15 protein-coding genes are annotated in these 18,136 nt (G+C 64.7%); 10 read left to right on the top strand and 5 right to left on the bottom strand.

The window, feature by feature from the left end; genetic code table 11:
- Window positions 1-5: 5 nt before the first annotated feature.
- Window positions 6-1,226, bottom strand: a complete 1,221-nt coding sequence (locus tag NXY83_RS19190; protein WP_258803791.1) for a sarcosine oxidase subunit beta family protein — start codon at window positions 1,224-1,226, stop codon at window positions 6-8.
- Window positions 1,223-2,563: a serine hydroxymethyltransferase gene (gene glyA, locus NXY83_RS19195; protein ID WP_258803792.1), complete on the bottom strand. Its 1,341-nt coding sequence runs from the start codon at window positions 2,561-2,563 to the stop codon at window positions 1,223-1,225. The genes NXY83_RS19190 and glyA overlap by 4 nt, the downstream gene beginning before the upstream one ends.
- A 124-nt stretch (window positions 2,564-2,687) precedes the next feature.
- Between glyA and NXY83_RS19200 the strand changes: the two genes are divergently transcribed.
- A complete protein-coding gene (locus tag NXY83_RS19200) occupies window positions 2,688-3,356 on the top strand; it encodes a GntR family transcriptional regulator (protein ID WP_258803793.1) in 669 nt (222 codons plus the stop codon).
- 37 nt (window positions 3,357-3,393) lie between these two features.
- Here the strand turns inward: NXY83_RS19200 and NXY83_RS19205 are convergent, their stop codons facing one another.
- Both NXY83_RS19205 and NXY83_RS19210 read right to left on the bottom strand, forming a co-directional pair.
- Window positions 3,394-3,771, bottom strand: coding sequence for a VOC family protein (locus tag NXY83_RS19205; RefSeq protein WP_258803794.1), 378 nt, complete (start codon window positions 3,769-3,771; stop codon window positions 3,394-3,396).
- Window positions 3,772-3,852: 81 nt separating this feature from the next.
- Window positions 3,853-4,953, bottom strand: a complete 1,101-nt coding sequence (locus tag NXY83_RS19210; protein ID WP_309484103.1) for an ROK family protein — start codon at window positions 4,951-4,953, stop codon at window positions 3,853-3,855.
- Window positions 4,954-5,149: 196 nt separating this feature from the next.
- Here NXY83_RS19210 and NXY83_RS19215 point away from each other — a divergent pair, with 196 nt between their 5' ends.
- The 7 genes from NXY83_RS19215 to NXY83_RS19245 are packed head-to-tail and all read left to right on the top strand — an operon-like array spanning window position 5,150 to window position 13,814.
- Window positions 5,150-6,427 (top strand): ABC transporter substrate-binding protein, encoded by a 1,278-nt coding sequence (locus NXY83_RS19215; RefSeq protein WP_258803796.1) that lies wholly within the window; start codon window positions 5,150-5,152, stop codon window positions 6,425-6,427.
- 39 nt (window positions 6,428-6,466) lie between these two features.
- Window positions 6,467-7,405, top strand: a complete 939-nt coding sequence (locus tag NXY83_RS19220) for a carbohydrate ABC transporter permease (RefSeq protein ID WP_397427531.1) — start codon at window positions 6,467-6,469, stop codon at window positions 7,403-7,405.
- A complete protein-coding gene (locus tag NXY83_RS19225; RefSeq protein ID WP_258803797.1) occupies window positions 7,402-8,292 on the top strand; it encodes a carbohydrate ABC transporter permease in 891 nt (296 codons plus the stop codon). The genes NXY83_RS19220 and NXY83_RS19225 overlap by 4 nt, the downstream gene beginning before the upstream one ends.
- Before the next feature lie 47 nt (window positions 8,293-8,339).
- Window positions 8,340-10,058 carry a glycoside hydrolase family 13 protein gene (locus tag NXY83_RS19230; RefSeq protein WP_397427532.1) on the top strand — a complete coding sequence of 573 codons (1,719 nt, stop codon included), beginning with the start codon at window positions 8,340-8,342 and terminating at the stop codon, window positions 10,056-10,058.
- Between the two features lie 48 nt (window positions 10,059-10,106).
- Window positions 10,107-11,015: a polyphosphate--glucose phosphotransferase gene (gene ppgK / locus NXY83_RS19235; protein WP_258803798.1), complete on the top strand. Its 909-nt coding sequence runs from the start codon at window positions 10,107-10,109 to the stop codon at window positions 11,013-11,015.
- Window positions 10,999-12,918: an alpha-amylase family glycosyl hydrolase gene (locus tag NXY83_RS19240; protein WP_258803799.1), complete on the top strand. Its 1,920-nt coding sequence runs from the start codon at window positions 10,999-11,001 to the stop codon at window positions 12,916-12,918. Before ppgK ends, NXY83_RS19240 begins: the two co-directional genes overlap by 17 nt.
- Before the next feature lie 38 nt (window positions 12,919-12,956).
- Window positions 12,957-13,814, top strand: a complete 858-nt coding sequence (locus NXY83_RS19245) for a prephenate dehydratase (protein ID WP_258803800.1) — start codon at window positions 12,957-12,959, stop codon at window positions 13,812-13,814.
- Here NXY83_RS19245 and NXY83_RS19250 read toward each other — a convergent pair.
- Window positions 13,796-15,703: an FAD-binding monooxygenase gene (locus NXY83_RS19250; RefSeq protein ID WP_258803801.1), complete on the bottom strand. Its 1,908-nt coding sequence runs from the start codon at window positions 15,701-15,703 to the stop codon at window positions 13,796-13,798. The genes NXY83_RS19245 and NXY83_RS19250 overlap by 19 nt on opposite strands.
- A 257-nt stretch (window positions 15,704-15,960) precedes the next feature.
- Here NXY83_RS19250 and NXY83_RS19255 point away from each other — a divergent pair, with 257 nt between their 5' ends.
- Both NXY83_RS19255 and NXY83_RS19260 read left to right on the top strand, forming a co-directional pair.
- The gene (locus tag NXY83_RS19255) at window positions 15,961-17,424 is read left to right on the top strand and encodes a fumarylacetoacetate hydrolase family protein (protein ID WP_258806358.1); all 1,464 of its coding nucleotides are present in this window, start codon (window positions 15,961-15,963) and stop codon (window positions 17,422-17,424) included.
- On the top strand, window positions 17,417-18,103 hold the full coding sequence (locus NXY83_RS19260) for a GntR family transcriptional regulator (RefSeq protein ID WP_258803802.1): 687 nt from the start codon (window positions 17,417-17,419) through the stop codon (window positions 18,101-18,103). Before NXY83_RS19255 ends, NXY83_RS19260 begins: the two co-directional genes overlap by 8 nt.
- Window positions 18,104-18,136: the final 33 nt, after the last annotated feature.

The raw sequence follows: 18,136 nt of genomic DNA on the forward strand, positions 1-18,136 counted from the left end.
GGCGGCTAGTGGGCCACGGCGGCGGCGCCGTGTTCGTCGATCAGGGCGCCGGTTTCGAAGCGTTCCAGGGAGAACGGCTCGTTCAGCTTGTGCGGGACCCCGGTGGCGATGGTGTGCGCGAAGGTGAGTCCGGCAGCTGGGGTTCCCTTGAACCCGCCGGTACCCCAGCCGCAGTTCACGAACATGTTCTCCACGGGGGTGGTGCCCACGATCGGGGAGGCATCCAGCGTGGTGTCCACGATTCCGCCCCAGGTCCGGAGCACGTGGGCCCGGGCGAAGATGGGGAAGAGTTCGACGGCGGCTGCCATCTGCTGCTCGATCACGTGGAAGGAGCCGCGCTGGCCGTAGCCGTTGTAAGAGTCGACGCCGGCACCCATCACCAGTTCGCCCTTGTGGGCCTGGGAGACGTAGACGTGCACGTGGTTGGACATAACCACGGTGGGGTGGACCGGTTCGTGCAGTTCGGAGACCAGGGCCTGCAGCGGGTGGGACTGGATGGGCAGCTCGAATCCCGCCATTTCGGCCAGGACCGAGCTGTGGCCGGCGGCGCAAAGGCCCACCTTTTCGGTGTTGATGGTGCCGCGGTTGGTCTTGACGCCCACTACGCGCCCGCCATCCTTCAGGAAGCCGGTGACTTCGCAGTTCTGGATGATGTCCACGCCCAGCTCGTCGCACTTGCGTGCGAAGGCCCAGGCCACGTGGTCGTGCTTGGCGATGCCCGCACGGGGCTGGTACGTGGCGCCCATAACGGGGTAGCGGATGTTGTCGTTGATGTTCAGGATGGGGCAGAGTTCCTTGACCTGCTGCGGGTCCAGCCATTCGGCGTCAACACCGTTGAGCTTGTTGGCACCCACCCGGCGCATGCTCTCGCGGACGTCGCCCAGGGTGTGGGCCAGGTTCATCACGCCGCGCTGGCTGAAGAGGAAGTCGTATTCGAGTTCCTCCGGCAGGATCTCCCAGAGCTTGAGGGCCTGCTCGTACATCGCGGCACTCTCGTCCCACAGGTAGTTGGAGCGGATGATGGTGGTGTTCCGGGCCATGTTGCCGCCGGCCAGCCAGCCCTTTTCCAGGACGGCAATGTTGGTCATGCCGTGGTTCTTCGCCAGGAAGTATGCGGTGGCAAGGCCGTGCCCGCCGCCGCCAACGATCACGGCGTCATAAGAGGACTTGGGCTCGGGGTTCCGCCAGAGGAAGTCCGGGTGTTCCGGAAGCTGCTGGGTGCTCACTGGGCGGCTCCAATCAGGTCTGCCTCAACACCGGCCACGGCGGCGTCTTCGTTGAGGTGCGGGTAAAGGGGGAACTGGTCGGCCAGGGCGGTCACGCGGGTGCGGAGTCCGGCGGCGGCGTCCTCGTCCAGGGTGCCGGTGCCGGCTGCGGCGATCAGCGCTGTGGCGATGATGTCGGCCACCTCGGTGAATTCGGCGGCACCGAAGCCGCGGGTGGCGAGGGCCGGGGTGCCGATCCGGAGGCCGGAGGAAACCATCGGCGGGCGGGGGTCGAAGGGTACTGCGTTGCGGTTGACGGTGATGCCGATGCGGTGCAGTGCGTCTTCGGCCTGCTGGCCGTCGAGTTCGGAGTTCCGCAGGTCCACGAGGACCAGGTGGACATCCGTGCCGCCGTTGACAACCGAGATACCTGCGGCTTCGACGTCGGACTGGAGGAACCGGTCAGCCAGCAGCTTGGCGCCTTCGAGGACCCGCTCCTGGCGTTCCTTGAACTCGGGCGAAGCAGCCAGTTTGAAGGCCACGGCCTTGGCGGCAATGACGTGCTCCAGCGGGCCGCCCTGCTGGCCGGGGAAGACGGCGCTGTTGATCTTCTTGGCGTACTCCTCCTTGGCCAGGATGACGCCGCCGCGGGGTCCGCCCAGGGTCTTGTGCGTGGTGGTGGTGACCACGTCCGCGAAGGGGACCGGGTTGGGGTGCAGCCCTGCGGCCACGAGGCCGGCGAAATGGGCCATGTCCACCATCAGGTAGGCGCCCACAAGATCGGCGATGCGGCGGAACTCGGCGAAGTCCAGCTGCCGGGAGTAGGCGGACCAGCCAGCCACGATCAGCTTGGGCTTGTGCTCCAGAGCCAGCGCTTCCACCTCTGCCATGTCAACGCGAAGGTCGGATTCGCGGACGTGGTACGGAACCACGTTGTAGAGTTTGCCGGAGAAGTTGATCTTCATGCCGTGGGTGAGGTGGCCGCCGTGGGCCAGGGACAGGCCCAGGATGGTGTCGCCGGGGTTCAGCAGGGCGAACATCGCTGCGGCGTTCGCCTGTGCACCGGAGTGCGGCTGCACGTTGGCGAATTCTGCGCCGAACAGTGCCTTGACCCGGTCGATGGCGAGCTGCTCCACAACGTCCACGTGCTCGCAGCCGCCGTAGTAGCGCTTGCCGGGGTATCCCTCCGCGTACTTGTTGGTCAGGACGGAGCCCTGCGCCTCCATGACCGAAGCCGGAGCGAAGTTCTCCGACGCGATCATCTCGAGGGTGTTCTGCTGCCGTTCCAGCTCCTTTGCCACGGCGGCAGCAACATCGGAATCAACCTGGGCGAGCGAGGCGTTCAGTACGTTCTGCATGTTTCTCCTTCAAGGGCCCTGCGGGTTACTGATCAACAACTGACCTGCAACTGATATATTAGAACTGACGTAATAGTATGTTGCACATCACGCCGGAGTCAATAGGAACCATGGAGAGCCCCCAATGAGCCTGACGCTAGAGAACCATCTGGAGACCGACGGGGATCTCTCGCTGGCAGAGCGGGCGTACCGGCATCTCCGGGACCGGTTGATCATGCTGGATATCCGGCCCGGCGAAGCCATCAATGACGGAAAGCTCGCCGCCGAGATGGGCGTCGGCCGGACCCCCGTCCGGGAAGCGCTGAAGCGCCTCGAAAGCGACCACCTGGTGATCTCCTATCCCCGCCGGGGTACGTTTGCCACCGTCGTGGACATCACGGAACTCGCCGACGTTTCGGAACTCCGCGAATCCCTGGAGCCCCTCGCCGCCCGGCGCGCCGCAAAGCTCGCAACGCCCGCCCTGCGCACGGAGCTGCGGGAGACGGCGGCCGCCATCGCCCGGATGGCCGCCACCGAGGATCCCTATGAACTCATGCGGTACGACATCACGGTCCACCGCCTCATCTACCGTGCGGCGGGCAACGCCCACCTTGAAGATGTCCTGATCCGCTACGACAACCTGGCCACCCGCATCTGGTGCATGGTGCTGGAGAAGGTACCGGCCGTGGCCGAGCACATCTCCGAGCACGTGGAACTGCTGGAAGCCATCGCCGACGGCGACTCGGACCGGGCCGGCAAGCTCGCCCTGGAACACGTCACCAGCTTCGAGCAGGCCATCCGCAGCGTGCTCTGAGTTCCCCTCCGGCTGCTCAACCGCAGGCCGTTCCGGATCAGGGATCAAGCCGCTTGCGCAGAAGGCAGAACTCGTTACCCTCGGGGTCGGCCAGGACGTGCCATTGCTCGTCACCGGTCTGGCCGACATCGGCGGGACGGGCGCCGAGGGCGAGCAGCCGTTCCAGCTCAGCGTCCTGGTCCCGGTCGACCGGGTTGACGTCGATGTGCAGGGGGAGCCGTCCGGTCCGCGCGTTGTTGCCGGGGCTCAGGATAATGGTGGGCTGCAGGCCGCCGAACCCGGCGACGGGCGGACCGATCTCGATCGCGCCGTCCTCCCGGTCGAGCTCGACGTAGCCGAGGACCGCGCTCCAGAACTCCGCGAGCTTGTCGGGTTCGCTGCAGTTAAGGACCAGTTCACTGATACGGCATGCCATGATGCCCAGTGTACGCAGGCTGCCGCTTGCGCAACCTCCCTTAGGCGGCCGCGAAGCGGGACGAATCGAAGAAGCCGCGGGTCAGGTTCGGGTGACCCGTGGGAGGAACGCGTTAGGTTCGCGCTTGACCCGTGTCAGGGCGGACTCAATGGCACCTTTGACCACTACCTCTGCTCCGAGCCTGCTTGCAACCAGGTCCGGCAGGGGTGCGCCGGAATCGGTGGGCAGCAGGCTGCGTGCGTGTTCGAGGACAGGTTCGATGGCCCGTGAGATTCCGCCCGCGATGACCACCCGCTCAGTGTCCAGGAGGCTGGAAAGCACAACCGCTATTCGCGCCAGTCTGGCGCCGAGCCGGGCGATGATGTCCTCTGCGAACGGATCTCCCTCCCCGGCTGCCTGGAACACGTCCTCGGCGTTGATCTCCCCCCGGGGTACGTGGCGCAGCGTGGTTTCTCCGCCATATGAGTGAATTCGAGAGCGTGCCCACTTCCGGGCAAGTGCCCCGAACCCATCCGTGCTTCCTTCATCGGGCACGAACTTGCTGGCGGTCAGCGTATCGAGGAATCGCATCTCCCCTGCCCCGCCTCGAGGCCCCCGAAGCAAGCGCCCATCGACAATCAGGCCCGCCCCGAAACGCTCCCCTGTCAACAACGTTGCCTGGTTGGCTGACGGCTCGTGTGCGCGTTCGGCAACAGCGGCAAGGTTGGCGTCATTCTCGACGACGACCATGCCGTGAAGGTGCGAGGCGAAGCCGGAATTCATCAAGTGCCAGAACTCTCCTTCCGGAGACACACCGTTGGCGTCGACCGGTGCGGGAACGCCGACGACTGTCAGCAAGACGTCGTCGAGGGCGCGCCCGACGTCGTGGAGGGTCAGACGGATCAGCTCACGTGCGCTGACACCGCGGCCCGCGCGGCCCAGCGCATGCGAGTCAATGCTCTGGCGGCGCACGGCCAGCTCACGGCCGCGTAGATCGGCGACGATGGTGGTGAAGTAGCTCTCCCCCGCGTCCAGCCCAACAACAACACCGGCAGCCTCGCGCAGTTGGTAGCGGCGCGCCGGCCGGCCTTTGTGCGTGCGGCCTGCGGAATGGCTGTCATCCACTTCCTCCAGCCAGCCGGCGTTGACCAGATCGCCGCAGACGCCGAGCACCGTCGCGCGGGTCAGCCCCGTCACAGCCATGGCCTCTCCAGCTGTAAAAACTTGCTCCTGAAGAGCGAAGCGCAGCAAAGCATCGGAGTTGATCTGCCGCAATAGCTGCGTTGAGCTCGCAGTGGTCCCATTCATCCCTTGACGATATCGCCATCATCCCTCATCCTCGTATAGGACCTAAATATAAGATCCATATAAAGCTTGCCGCGAGACCCCATAGGAGCCGATGTTGCCACCTTTGACGTCCATTGGGACACAAGTCTCCCGACGCACTTTCCTTGCTGCTGCCGGGGGCGCATTGACCGCTTTCGGCTTGGCTGGGTGTGCTCCGGGAGGTGCCCGTCCCACCGTCACGTTCCACCAGTCAAAACCGGAAGCAGTGCCATACTTCCGCGACCTGACGGCGAAATTTACCGCGTCGCAGGACCGCGTCCGCGTTCTGCACGATATGGCGACCAACCTTTCCGCCAGCTTTGTCCGCAGCAGTCCGCCGGATCTCGGTTGCCTCAACTACAACCTTGAAATGGCCCGGTTCATGGAGCGCGGGGCACTCTCGGACCTTTCCGACCTCCCGGCAGCAGCTTCCATCCGGGACGATGTTCTGGACCTCACGAACTGGTACCCCACCTACCCGGGACGTACGAGCGTCATCCCCTACTCGGTCATGGCCGCCTCGGTCATCTACAACCGCCGCATCTTCGAGCAGAACGGCCTGGCCGTCCCGACCACCTGGGACGAACTGATCGAAGTATGTGAGGTGCTCAAAGCAGCCGGCACCACTCCCATCTACGGCACCTTCCGCGACCCCTGGACGATCGCGCAGGGCCTGTTCGACTACACGGTGGGCGGCATGGTCAACGTCCGCGACTTCTACAAGAAAATGCACGAGCTCGGCGAGAACGTCGGACCGGATTCCGAAGTGTCGTTCCAGAAAACGATGCTGGAACCAGTGAAGCGCATGCTCCAGCTGACGACGTACACCAACCCCGATGCACCCAGCCGCGGCTACGGAGACGGCAACACTGCCATGGCGCAGGGCCAGGCGGCAATGTACTTCCAGGGGCCGTGGGCCTTCGGAGAGATTCAAAAGGCCGGCACGGATGTGGAGCTCGGCACCTTCCCGCTGCCAATGACCAGCAACCCGGCCGATCTGAAAGTCCGCGTCAACATCGACCTTTCGCTCTGGGTTCCCGAAGTCGCCAACGCCCAGGAGGGTGCCCGCGACTTCCTTCAATACCTCATGCAGCCGGAGATCCAGAACTCCTACAACGCCGAATTCCTGGGATTCGGCACGAGCAAGGACGCACCAGCGGTCACAGACCCCCGAATAGTTGAGATGCAGAAGTACTACGACGAGGGCCGCTTCTACATGGGTGCCTCACAGTTCATACCGAACTCGATTCCCGCCGCCAACTACCTCCAGTCGATCATTGGTGGCGCCGACGCGGAGAGCACGTTGCGCCGGATGGACGCCGATTGGGCGCGCTTGGCTTTCCGCGCGTGATCACACTTCCCGTTCCAATGCACGAAACGAGGACCATTCATGTCATCGATGACCAAGCCTTCCACTAGAGCGGTGGTGACGGCCCCGGCAGCGACTCAAGCGACAAGTGCGCGCAAGAGCCGAATCGATCCGCTCTACTACTTTTTCCTGTTCCCCGCGCTTGCGGTTTTTACCCTCGCCGTCACACTGCCGGCAGTACTCGGATTCGTCTACAGCTTCACAAACTCCGTTGGCTTCGGCGACTTCGACTTCATCGGCATCCGAAACTTCATAGCGGTCTTCCAGGATGAAGGAATCCTCAGCGCCTACGGCTTCACGCTCGCCTTTGCGCTCGTGACCGTCATCATCGTCAACGCCGTGGCCTTCCTGCTGGCTCTGGGACTCACGTCCCGTGTCCGCTTCCGTGCTGCACTGCGCACGGTATTCGTTATTCCCATGGTGATTTCGGGCATCGTCATCGCGTTCGTCTTCCAATACCTCTTCTCCAACTCGCTGCCGCTCGTCGGCCAAGGCATGGGAATCGGACCGCTGGCCACGAGCATCCTCGCCAACCCTGAGCTGGCATGGCTGGCGATCGTCTTCGTCACGGCGTGGCAGTCGATTCCGAGTGCGATGCTGATTTACATCGCCGGGCTCCTCACGGTTCCCGCCGAGGTTTACGAGGCAAGCTCCATTGACGGAGCATCGCCCTGGCACAACCTGCGGCACATCACGCTGCCGCTCGTTGCCGGGTATGCAGTGATCAATATGGTCCTTGGCTTCAAGAACTACCTCAACGCCTACGACATCATCGTCGGCCTTACCGACGGCGGCCCCGGCGTCGCCACACGCAGCGTTGCGATGTCGATTTTCCGTGGCTTCGAAGGCGGCGACTACGCGTACCAGATGGCCAATGCCGTGATCTTCTTCCTCATCAGCATCGTCATCGCACTCATCCAGCTTCGCTTCACACGTGGCAAAGGAGGGATCGCAGCATGAGCAGCGCATCCAGCACCATCCCGGCAGGACCCGCGGCCGCGGGGACGAAGCATCGGGTCCGCGCCGGCCAGGAACGCAGTAACTGGCCTGCCACCATCGTCCTCATCGTCTGCACGCTCAGCGTGCTCGTCCCGCTGTACGTCACCATCAGCATGGCGTTCAAAACCACCGGCCAGGCGGTGGATGGCAACGCCTTCTCGCTGCCCAGTCCCCTGACCTTCGATAGTTTCGTCCAGGCATGGACGCTCACCAACTTCCCCCGCGGCTTCGCGATCTCCGTGTTCGTGTCCGTGACCGCCGTGGCGGGGGAAATCATAGTGTCGGCGCTGGCCGCCTACGCGATCGTCCGCAATTGGGACCGCCGGCTCTTCCGCTGGTCCTTCTTCTACCTGCTCGCGGCGATGTTCATCCCGTTCCCCGTGGTCGCGCTGCCGCAGATCCAGCTCACCGGCCTCGTCGGCCTGGACAACCCGCTCGGCGTCGCGATCCTGCACATCGTGTTTGCCCTGGCGTTCAACACGATGCTTTTTACCGCGTTCCTGCGCTCCATCCCGCTGGAGCTGGAGGAAAGCATGCGCATCGACGGCGCCGGCACGTGGCAGGTGTTTTGGAAGCTCATCTTCCCCTTGCTCGGACCCATGAGCGCTACGGTGGGCATCTTCGCTTTCATCGCATCCTGGAACGACTTCATGATGCCGTCACTGATCATCTCCGACCCGGAACTGCAGACGATCCCGGTGCTGCAGAAGATCTTCCAGACACAGTTCAGCAACAGCTACAACGTCGCCTTCGCCTCGTACCTGATGGCGATGGCGCCCGCGATCGTCGTCTACCTGTTCACCCAGCGCTGGGTAATGTCCGGCCTGACCCAGGGCGCCGTGAAGTGACCCCGGCCGCGAAACCGACCACTCAGAAAAAAGTAAAGGACCCAGCCTTGCCCTCCATCGCCACCACGGCAACCAGCACCGAGCCCAGGCCCATGGCCGATCCCAACTGGTGGCGCCAGGCCTCGGTCTACCAGATCTACCCCCGCAGTTTCGCTGACTCCAACGGTGACGGCATCGGTGACATCAACGGCATCACTGCCAAGGTCCCGTACCTGAAGGAGCTTGGAATCGACGCGGTCTGGCTGAGCCCGTTTTACCCCTCAGCCCTCGCCGACGGCGGCTATGACGTGGACGACTACCGCAACGTGGACCCGCGGCTCGGCACGCTGGAGGACTTCGACGCCATGGCTTCGGCCCTGCAGGACGCCGGCATCAAGCTGATTGTGGACATCGTTCCCAACCACTCCTCGAACCGCCACGAGTGGTTCCAGGAAGCCCTCGCCTCGCCCAAGGGGTCCCCGGCCCGCGACCGCTACATCTTCCGCGACGGCCTGGGCGAAAACGGTGAACTGCCGCCGTCGGACTGGGACTCCGTGTTCGGCGGCCCGGCGTGGGAACGCATCACAGAACCGGACGGAAGCCCAGGGCAGTGGTACATGCACATCTTCGCCAAGGAACAGCCGGACTTTAACTGGGACAACCCCGAGGTCCGCGAAGACTTCCTGAAGACCCTGCGCTTCTGGTCCGACCGGGGAGTGGACGGTTTCCGCATTGACGTCGCCCATGCCCTGACCAAGAACCTCGAAGAGACCCTGCCCACCAAGGCCGACCTCGAAGCCCAGGGCGAGGCGCTTTACCTTGCCGGCTCGCATCCGTACTGGGACCGCGACGAAGTCCACGAAATCTACGCCGAGTGGCGCAAACTCTTCAACGAATACAACCCGCCGCGCACCGCCGTCGCCGAAGCCTGGGTCCACGCAGACCGCCGTGCCCGCTACGCCAGCCCGGAAGGCCTTGGCCAGGCGTTCAACTTCGACCTGCTGCAAGCGGACTTTGACGCCACCCAGTTCCGGAAAATCATCACCAGGAACCTGGCCGAAGCTGAGGCTTCCGGCGCTTCCTCCACCTGGGTGTTCTCCAACCACGACGTCGTCCGGCACGCAACCCGTTACGGGCTTCCCGTGTCCGGGCCTTCGGCCGAGGACGGGATCATGGCCGGCGAGGCCGGCAAGCAGTGGCTGCTCGCCGGCGGCAAGCAGGAAGACATCGACGTTGAACTCGGCCTGCGCCGCGCCCGCGCCGCATCATTGCTGATGTTCGCCCTCCCGGGCTCCGCATACCTCTACCAAGGCGAGGAACTGGGCCTGCAGGAAGTCGGCAGCGAAATCCCCGACGCCGAGCGCCAGGACCCGGCCTTCTTCCGCAATAACGGCGTGGACATCGGCCGCGACGGCTGCCGCGTCCCGCTGCCCTGGACAGCCACGGGCAACTCGTTCGGTTTCGGGACGGGCGGCGCCCACCTGCCGCAGCCAGAATGGTTCGCCGGCCATTCAGTGGAAGCCCAGGAAGGGCAGGAGGACTCAACCCTGTCCCTCTACTGCCGGGCGCTGGCCCTGCGGTCACAGCTGCAGACCGCCGAAGTGCTGGAATGGCTGGAGACCGGCCGGTCTGACGTCGTGGCCTTCCGGCGCCCCAACGGCTGGACTTCAGTAACGAACTTCGGCACGGAAGCCTTCAAACTGCCCGCCGGCAAACTGCTGGTGTCCAGTTCGCCTTTCAAGGCAGATTCACTGCCCGGGGCCACCACTGCCTGGCTCCAGGCGTAGCTGCATCAGGCACTGATGCGCTCCTCCCGGCAAGCATCCAAAGGACTCATGGTGAAACCTCCCGCGACCGCGGCCGCCGAACCGGATCTCTGGATAGGAATTGATGTCGGCGGCACCTGGTTCAAGGGCGCAGTCATCAACTTGAACAGCGGTACCCCGATCAGCGGCGTCCGTCATCTCGCAACGCCTTCCGGCGGCACAGCGGGTGCGGTCGCGAACGTGCTGAACCGCCTCATCGATGACCTGTGCTCCGAAGACCCCGCCCAAACCCCAGGTGCTGTCGGTGTGGCTATTCCCTCAATAGTCCAACGCGGAGTGGCCCGATCGGCGGCGAACATGGACGACAGCTGGATTGGACTTGACGTTCAGTCTTACCTTCGGGCACGGCTTGGACTCCCGGCGTGCGTCCTGAACGATGCTGATGCAGCGGGCCTGGCAGAAGCCCGTTACGGCGCCGGTCAGGACAAGCACGGGGTAGTCCTTGTCCTGACCCTGGGAACAGGCATTGGGTCAGCGCTCATAGTTGATGGAAGACTGGTCCCAAATTTCGAGCTGGGGCACCTGCAAATCGATGGCTCCAAGGCAGAATCCCGGGCATCAGCGGTTGCCCGGGAAAAAGAAGGCCTTAACTGGGTGGAATACTCCGCCCGGTTGCAACGGTATCTGTCACATGTGGAGTTTCTCCTTTCACCCGACCTGATCATCATCGGCGGCGGGATTTCTGCGTGCAGCGACGAATACCTGCCGCGCCTGTCACTACGCACGCCGATCATGCCCGCCCGTCTGGAGAACTCCGCGGGTGTCGTGGGTGCCGCTCTGCAAGCGAAGGCAAACTTTCCCGCTCCCACGCGCTCCAAGGCAACCTCCGAAAGTATGACGTGGAATACTTCCCTACAGGTGCCGCCGGACACTCCGGCGGGAGTCGGAAGGGGCTTGGGGCATGCAGGAATCCGTTAGTGCGGACGAACCGACCCGGCAGCATGTCCTCTCGGCGCTGTCCCGCGAACGGAAGGCCGGACTCCGTCCCGACCCGGACTTTGACCGGAGGCTGGACCAGTACCTCCCGCTCCTGGCGGGACTCTTCAGTTCCCTTTACGGATCGCGGCCCGGCTGGCAGGACCAACTGGCAGCACTGATTGTCCAGAGCGCCCGGTCCTGGCAGGAGCGGCCCGTGGAGCTGAAGGCCCTGGATGCGGAGCGGGAAGGCAACAGCGGCTGGTTCCGGTCCCACACGATGCTGGGCGGCGTCTGCTACGTGGACCGCTATGCCAAAAGCCTGGAGGGAGTGCGGGCCCGCATCCCGTATTTCAAGGAGCTCGGCCTCACCTACCTGCATCTCATGCCGCTGTTCCTGGCACCAGAGCCGCACTCCGACGGCGGCTACGCGGTGTCCAGTTATCGTGAGGTCAACCCGAAGCTCGGCACCATGGAGCAGTTGCGCTCGCTGTCGGCGGAGCTCCGGAGCAACGGGATCAGCCTGGTGGTGGACTTCATCTTCAACCACACCTCGGACGAGCACGAGTGGGCCCGGAAGGCGGCCGCAGGGGACCCGGAGTACGGCGGCTATTACTGGATCTTTCCGGACCGGACCATGCCGGACGCCTTTGAACAGAACGTCCGGGAGATCTTCCCCGAGAATCATTCCGGATCCTTCATCCAGATGGAGGACGGGCGCTGGGTCTGGGCAACCTTCCACACGTACCAATGGGACCTGAACTACGCCAATCCCGATGTTTTCCGTGCCATGGCCGGCGAGATGCTGTTCCTGGCGAACCAGGGCGTGGACATCCTGCGCATGGACGCCCTGGCCTTCATCTGGAAACAGCTGGGGACGTCCTGCGAAAACCTCCCCGAAGCGCACACCCTGCTCCGGGCTTTCAACGCGGTGTGCCGGCTGGCCGCGCCGTCGCTGCTGTTCAAGTCCGAGGCCATCGTGCATCCGGACGACGTGGCGCTCTACATCGATCCGGCCGAATGCCAGATTTCCTACAACCCCCTGCAAATGGCGCTCATCTGGGAGTCCCTGGCCACCCGCGACGTCTCGCTCCTGGCACAGGCCCTGGGGCGGCGGCACAACATTCCGGAGGGCACCTCCTGGGTGAACTACGTCCGCAGCCACGACGACATCGGCTGGACCTTCGCGGACGAGGACGCCGCGGAGCTGGGGATCAACGGCTTCGACCACCGCCGTTTCCTTAACTCCTTCTACGTCAACCGGTTCCCCGGCAGCTTTGCCCGCGGCGTCCCCTTCCAGGACAACCCCCGCACCGGTGATTGCCGGATTTCAGGCACGACGGCGTCACTGTGCGGCATGGAGGTGAATCCGGCTGAGGCGGTGGAACGGATCCTCCTTGCCCACTCGGTTGCCTTCAGCACAGGCGGCATCCCGCTCCTGTACCTGGGCGACGAGGTGGGCCAGGTCAACGACTACGCCTACGCGCAGGAGCCCGGCCACGAGGATGACAGCCGGTGGGTCCACCGGCCGCAGTTCCCGGCGGAGCAATACGCCCGCCGCACCGATCCCGGCACCCCGGAAGGTGCCGTTTATACAGGCCTGCAGCGGATGGTCGAGGTCAGGGCCAACGCTCCTGAACTCGCCGGGAGCACCCTGATCGACTTCGAGACCGGCAACCGGGGAGTCCTCGCGTACCAGCGTCCCGGCGAAGCCACAGCCCGCGGAACCCGGGTCCTGGTCCTCGCCAACTTCAGCGACTCCCCGCAGTCCCTGCCGGCGGATACCTTCGGCGGATTCGCAGCCGCCGCCGTCGACCTCCTCTCGGAAGCACGGCTGCAACTGGACGAAGGCGTCACGCTCCTCCCCCGGCAATACATCTGGCTGCGCGTCACCCCCAAGCCTTGATTGGGCCTGTGGGGGCGGGCCGTGAAACCATACGGATCATGGCCCAGAAGATTGCGTACCAGGGTGAGCCCGGCGCCAACTCCAATATTGCGTGCAAGCAGATGTTCCCCGAACTGGAAAGCGTCCCGTGCGCCAGCTTCGAGGACGCCTTCGAACTGGTGTCCAGCGGCGAAGCGGACCTGGCCATGATTCCCATCGAGAACTCCATCGCCGGCCGGGTGGCTGACATCCACATCCTGCTGCCGCAGTCGAAGCTCCAGATCGTGGGCGAGTTCTTCCTGCCCATCCACTTCGACCTGCTGGGCATCCCGGGCAGCACCATCGAGGACGCCACCGAGGTGCACAGCCACATCCACGCCCTGGGCCAGTGCCGCCGGCTGATCCGCGACCACGGACTCAAGCCCGTCATCGCCGGTGACACCGCCGGCTCCGCCCGTGAAGTCAGCGAATGGAACGATCCCCGCAAGCTCTCCCTCGCGCCCCCGCTGGCCGCCCGGATCTACGGCCTTGAAGTGCTCGCGTCACGGGTTGAGGACGACCCCTCCAACACCACCCGCTTCGTGGTCCTGGCCCGCGAAAAGGAACTGCCGGCCCGGAATGAACTTCCCGGACCGGCAGTCACCAGCTTTGTGTTCCGCGTCCGCAACGTCCCCTCGGCCCTGTACAAGGCGCTGGGCGGCTTCGCCACCAACGGCGTGAACATGACGCGGCTGGAGAGCTACATGGTGGGCAACGAGTTTGCCGCCACGATGTTCATGGCCGACGTCGAAGGCCACCCCGGGGACCTGCCGCTGAAGCTGGCCTTCGAGGAACTGGACTTCTTCACCACCGAGGTGCGGATCCTCGGCGTGTATGCCGCGGCGGATTACCGGACAGCTCAGACCCCGGCTGCCTGACGCGGCTTCCGGGCGGTCAGGAGCGGCGCGAAGAAAGCGCCGAGTTCCGCCGTCGCCGTCAGCGGCAGGACGTTGGCAACGTACTGGTCCGGGCGGACCACCACCACCACGCCGTTGCGGTCCAGCCCGCGCAGGTCGAAGATGTCCGCGGTGGGATCGGTGGCATAGGCCTTTTCGTAATCGGTCAGCTTGAACGGGCCCACCTGCGGCTTGAACACAGCCGGCACAGCGCCGATGTCGATTGCTGTATGCGGCTGCTGGTAGATCACCTTGACGTCGAACCAGGCATCCGGATCGGCGTCCGCCGGGGTGGCGGCCAGCGGAGACTCAGGCGAGGCGGTGAACCACTCCGCGAGCTTGTCAGTGGGCGAACCCGTTCCGGGCAGGGCAGGATCGGCGAAGACGTAGATCCGCCAGCGGCCGTCCGCCGTAGCGTGGTGGCCCAGGTGCAGGGGGTTGGTGTCGCCCACCCGCACCACAGGGGCGGACTTGAAGCGCTTGCCTACCGTAAAGCCGGTGGCCAGGTCCTGGTGGTCGTCGGTGCCCACCAGCATGGACGGGGCGTACTGGGTCATAAAGCCGGCCGGGAATTCGGCGGTGCGGACGTAGAAATCCTCCAGCTCCGAGGGGTCCTCGAACTCCTCGGGCTTTTTCGCCATCATGGCCGACCACTGTTTGTCGAAGTCGATCAGGTTCCTGGCCACCACCTGGCGCTCCTCTGAATACGTGGACAGCAGGCCTTCAGGGCTGCGGCCCTCCAGGACGTGCCCCAGCTTCCAGGCAATATTGAAGCCGTCCTGCATGGACACGTTCATGCCTTGGCCCGCCTTGGCGCTGTGCGTGTGGCAGGCGTCGCCTGTAATGAACACCCGCGGTGTGCGGGTGCCGCGGTCCTCCGGCAGGACGTCGTCGAACCGGTCCGTGAGGCGGTGCCCCACCTCATACACGCTGTGCCATGCGATGTTCCGCACATCCAGCGTGTAGGGGTGCAGGATGGCATTCGCCTTCGCAATGATCTGCTCGATGCTGGTGTTGCGCACTGCGTGGTGGGTGCTGGGGTCCACCTCGCCCAGGTCCACGTACATACGGAACAGGTGGCCGCCTTCGCGCGGGATCAGCAGGATGCTGCCCTCGGCGCCCTGGATGGCGCACTTGGTCCGGATGTCCGGGAAGTCCGTGACGGCGAGCGCATCCATGACGCCCCACGCGTGGTTCGCCTGGTCCCCGGCAAGGGTGCAGCCAATGGCCTGGCGCACCTTGCTCCTGGCGCCGTCGGCTCCCACCACGTACTTGGCGCGGACGGTGCGCTCCTGGCCTTCGTTCGGACCCGAGGTATGGAGGAGTGTCACGGTGACCGGGTAATCGCCCTCGTCCGCAACCTCCAGGCCCTGGAATTCGTAGCCATAGTCCGGCGACATGCGGGTGGGTGCGTTGGCCATGTATTCGGCGAAGTAGTCCAGCACCCGGGCCTGGTTGACGATGAGGTGCGGGAACTCGCTGATGCCCATCTCGTCGTCGACGGCGCGGGCTGTCCTGATGATGTTGGCGTGGTTTCCGGGATCCGGCTTCCAGAACGCCATCTCCGTGATGCGGTACGCCTCGGCGGTGATCCTTTCGGCGAAGCCGAAGGCCTGGAAGGTTTCGACGCTGCGCGCCTGGATGCCGTCCGCCTGGCCGATCGCAAGCCTGCCCGGGCGGCGTTCCACAATGCGGGTGGTGACATTGGGGAACCGGGACAGCTGGGCTGCTGCGAGCATTCCGGCAGGTCCCGTGCCCACGATGAGCACGTCGACTTCCTCGGGGAGCTCCTTGGGGCGGTTAAGGCCGACGCCGGCCGCTGGCTGGACCCGGGGGTCACCGGATACGTAACCGTGGTGGTGGAACTGCACGGGATTCCCTCACTTCTTTGTGGTTGATCATCGCTGCTGCCTGGTTCGGCTACCGCTTCAGCTTGTGTTCTATATGAGAACAGACCATTCGATAATTGAAACTTTGAACCTGGCTTCCACTGTACGCCGGATGTGACGCGGGCGACAAGTGGTTCAGATCGGGGCGTCCAGGAGCGCCGGAAAAAGGGGGTTGACGGACCGGGGCTGGATGGGTGATAGTAATCGTATACGATTTCGTACCTGATGAGGAGACACTTTTGGAGCAGGTCAACGGCGGCACTTTGGCTGCGGCACGCAAGGTGATTGCGGTCCACATCAACTACCCCAGCCGGGCTGCCCAGCGCGGCCGGACACCGGCGCAGCCTTCCTACTTCCTGAAGCCCTCGAGTTCCCTGGCGATGACGGGCGGCAGCGTGGAGCGCCCCGCCGGCTGCGAGCTGCTCGGCTACGAAGGCGAGATCGCATTGATCATTGGCAAGGCCGCCCGCCGGGTTGGGCTCGAGGACGCGTGGAGCCATGTGGCCGCCGTGACCGGCAGCAACGACCTGGGCGTCTACGACCTGCGCTACGCGGACAAGGGTTCCAACCTCCGGTCCAAGGGCGGCGACGGTTTCACCCCGGTGGGTCCGGCACTGATTCCGGCGGACGCCGTCGACCCCGGCAAACTGCGCATCCGCACCTGGCACAACGGCGAACTGGTGCAGGACGACACCACGGAGGACCTGCTCTTCCCGTTCGCCCGGCTGGTGGCGGACCTGTCCCAGCTGCTCACCCTCGAAGAGGGCGACATCGTCCTCACCGGCACCCCGGCCGGCGCCTCCGTGGCCAAGCCGGGTGACGTCCTGGAGGTGGAGGTCTCCGCCGGGGACCTCACCACAGGCCGCCTGGTCACCCGGGTGGAGGAAGGCACGACGCCGTTCGCGGACTTTGGTGCCGGACCCAAGGTTGATGACCTGCAGCGGGAAGAAGCGTACGGATCCCGCGAAGCCGCCGGGCTGCCGGCGGAGGAGGGTTACGCCCTCTCCCCCGAGCTGAAGGGCAAGCTGGAAAGCGTCGCCACGGCAACCCTGTCTTCCCAGCTGCGCAAGCGCGGACTGAACAACGTGAGCATCGACGGTCTCCAGGCCACCCGGCCGGACCGGCGCGTGGTGGGCCTGGCCCGGACCCTGCGCTACGTGCCCAACCGCGAGGACCTCTTCAAGACCCACGGCGGCGGGTTCAATGCCCAAAAACGCGCCATTGACTCCGTGAACGAGGGCGAAATCCTGGTCATGGAGGCCCGCGGCGAAAAGGGAACCGGAACCGTGGGTGACATCCTCGCCCTGCGCGCCCAGGTCCGCGGTGCCGCTGCCATCATCACCGACGGCGGCGTCCGCGACTTCACCGCCGTGGCAGGCCTCGACATGCCCACCTACTTCGCCAACCCGCACCCCGCGGTGTTGGGCCGCCGCCACATCCCATGGGACACAGACATCACCATCGCCTGCGGCGGCGCCACCGTCCAGCCCGGCGACATCATCGTGGCGGACTCCGACGGCATCCTGGTCATCCCGCCGGCCATCGCCGGGGAACTGGTGGATGACTGCATCCAGCAGGAGAAGGAGGAAACCTTCATTTTCGAAATGGTCAAGCAGGGGAACAGCGTGGACGGGCTCTACCCGATGAATGCCGAGTGGCAGGCCCGGTACGAGGAATGGAAGTCAGGCAAGGCAGATGACTGAAACCGTTTTTACTGACGTTTCCGTCGTGGCCCCCGCCGGCAGCAAGTCCGAACAGGCATACCAGGCCGTCAAGGCACGCATCGTGGAAGGTACCTACACCCCCGGGTACCGCCTGGTCCTCGGCACCATCGCCAAGGACCTGGGGTTCAGCGTGGTTCCCGTCCGGGAAGCCATCCGCCGCCTCGAGGCAGAGGGCCTGGTGAAGTTCGAACGCAATGTCGGCGCCACCGTGGCCGGGATCGACCCCACCGAGTACCTCTACACCATGCAGACCCTGAGCATCGTCGAAGGTGCCGCCACTGCTTTGTCCGCTCCCCTGATCGATTCGGTGGCAATTGCCCGGGCCCGGGCGGTGAACGAGGAGATGCGCGAGTGCCTGGACCACTTCGATCCCGTCCGGTTTACGCAGCTTAACCAGGACTTCCACAGCATCCTGTTCGAGCACTGCCCCAACCCGCACATCCTGGACCTGGTCCACCGCGGCTGGAACCGGCTGGCATCCCTGCGGTCCTCCACCTTCCGCTTCGTCCCCGGCCGCGCCCGCGATTCGGTGGATGAACACGAGGCACTCCTCCAGCTGATCGAAGCGGGTGCCGACGCTGACGCCATCGAGAAAGCCGCCCGGCTTCACCGCTCCGCCACCCTGGACGCCTACCTCGCCCAGGCCAAAACCACCTGACACTCCCCCACCCGTTCAGAAGCAGTAAGGAAA

This window comes from Pseudarthrobacter sp. NS4, from assembly GCF_024758005.1.
Lineage (GTDB): Bacteria > Actinomycetota > Actinomycetes > Actinomycetales > Micrococcaceae > Arthrobacter.

Excerpts from the sequence above, each read along its gene's own strand:
- glyA (WP_258803792.1), bottom strand. The coding sequence starts at position 2,563 with ATGCAGAACGTACTGAACGCCTCGCTCGCCCAGGTTGATTCCGATGTT.
- NXY83_RS19200 (WP_258803793.1), top strand. The coding sequence starts at position 2,688 with ATGAGCCTGACGCTAGAGAACCATCTGGAGACCGACGGGGATCTCTCG.
- NXY83_RS19205 (WP_258803794.1), bottom strand. The coding sequence starts at position 3,771 with ATGGCATGCCGTATCAGTGAACTGGTCCTTAACTGCAGCGAACCCGAC.
- NXY83_RS19210 (WP_309484103.1), bottom strand. The coding sequence starts at position 4,953 with ATGGCTGTGACGGGGCTGACCCGCGCGACGGTGCTCGGCGTCTGCGGC.
- NXY83_RS19215 (WP_258803796.1), top strand. The coding sequence starts at position 5,150 with ATGTTGCCACCTTTGACGTCCATTGGGACACAAGTCTCCCGACGCACT.
- NXY83_RS19220 (WP_397427531.1), top strand. The coding sequence starts at position 6,467 with ATGTCATCGATGACCAAGCCTTCCACTAGAGCGGTGGTGACGGCCCCG.
- NXY83_RS19225 (WP_258803797.1), top strand. The coding sequence starts at position 7,402 with ATGAGCAGCGCATCCAGCACCATCCCGGCAGGACCCGCGGCCGCGGGG.
- ppgK (WP_258803798.1), top strand. The coding sequence starts at position 10,107 with ATGGTGAAACCTCCCGCGACCGCGGCCGCCGAACCGGATCTCTGGATA.
- NXY83_RS19240 (WP_258803799.1), top strand. The coding sequence starts at position 10,999 with ATGCAGGAATCCGTTAGTGCGGACGAACCGACCCGGCAGCATGTCCTC.
- NXY83_RS19245 (WP_258803800.1), top strand. The coding sequence starts at position 12,957 with ATGGCCCAGAAGATTGCGTACCAGGGTGAGCCCGGCGCCAACTCCAAT.
- NXY83_RS19260 (WP_258803802.1), top strand. The coding sequence starts at position 17,417 with ATGACTGAAACCGTTTTTACTGACGTTTCCGTCGTGGCCCCCGCCGGC.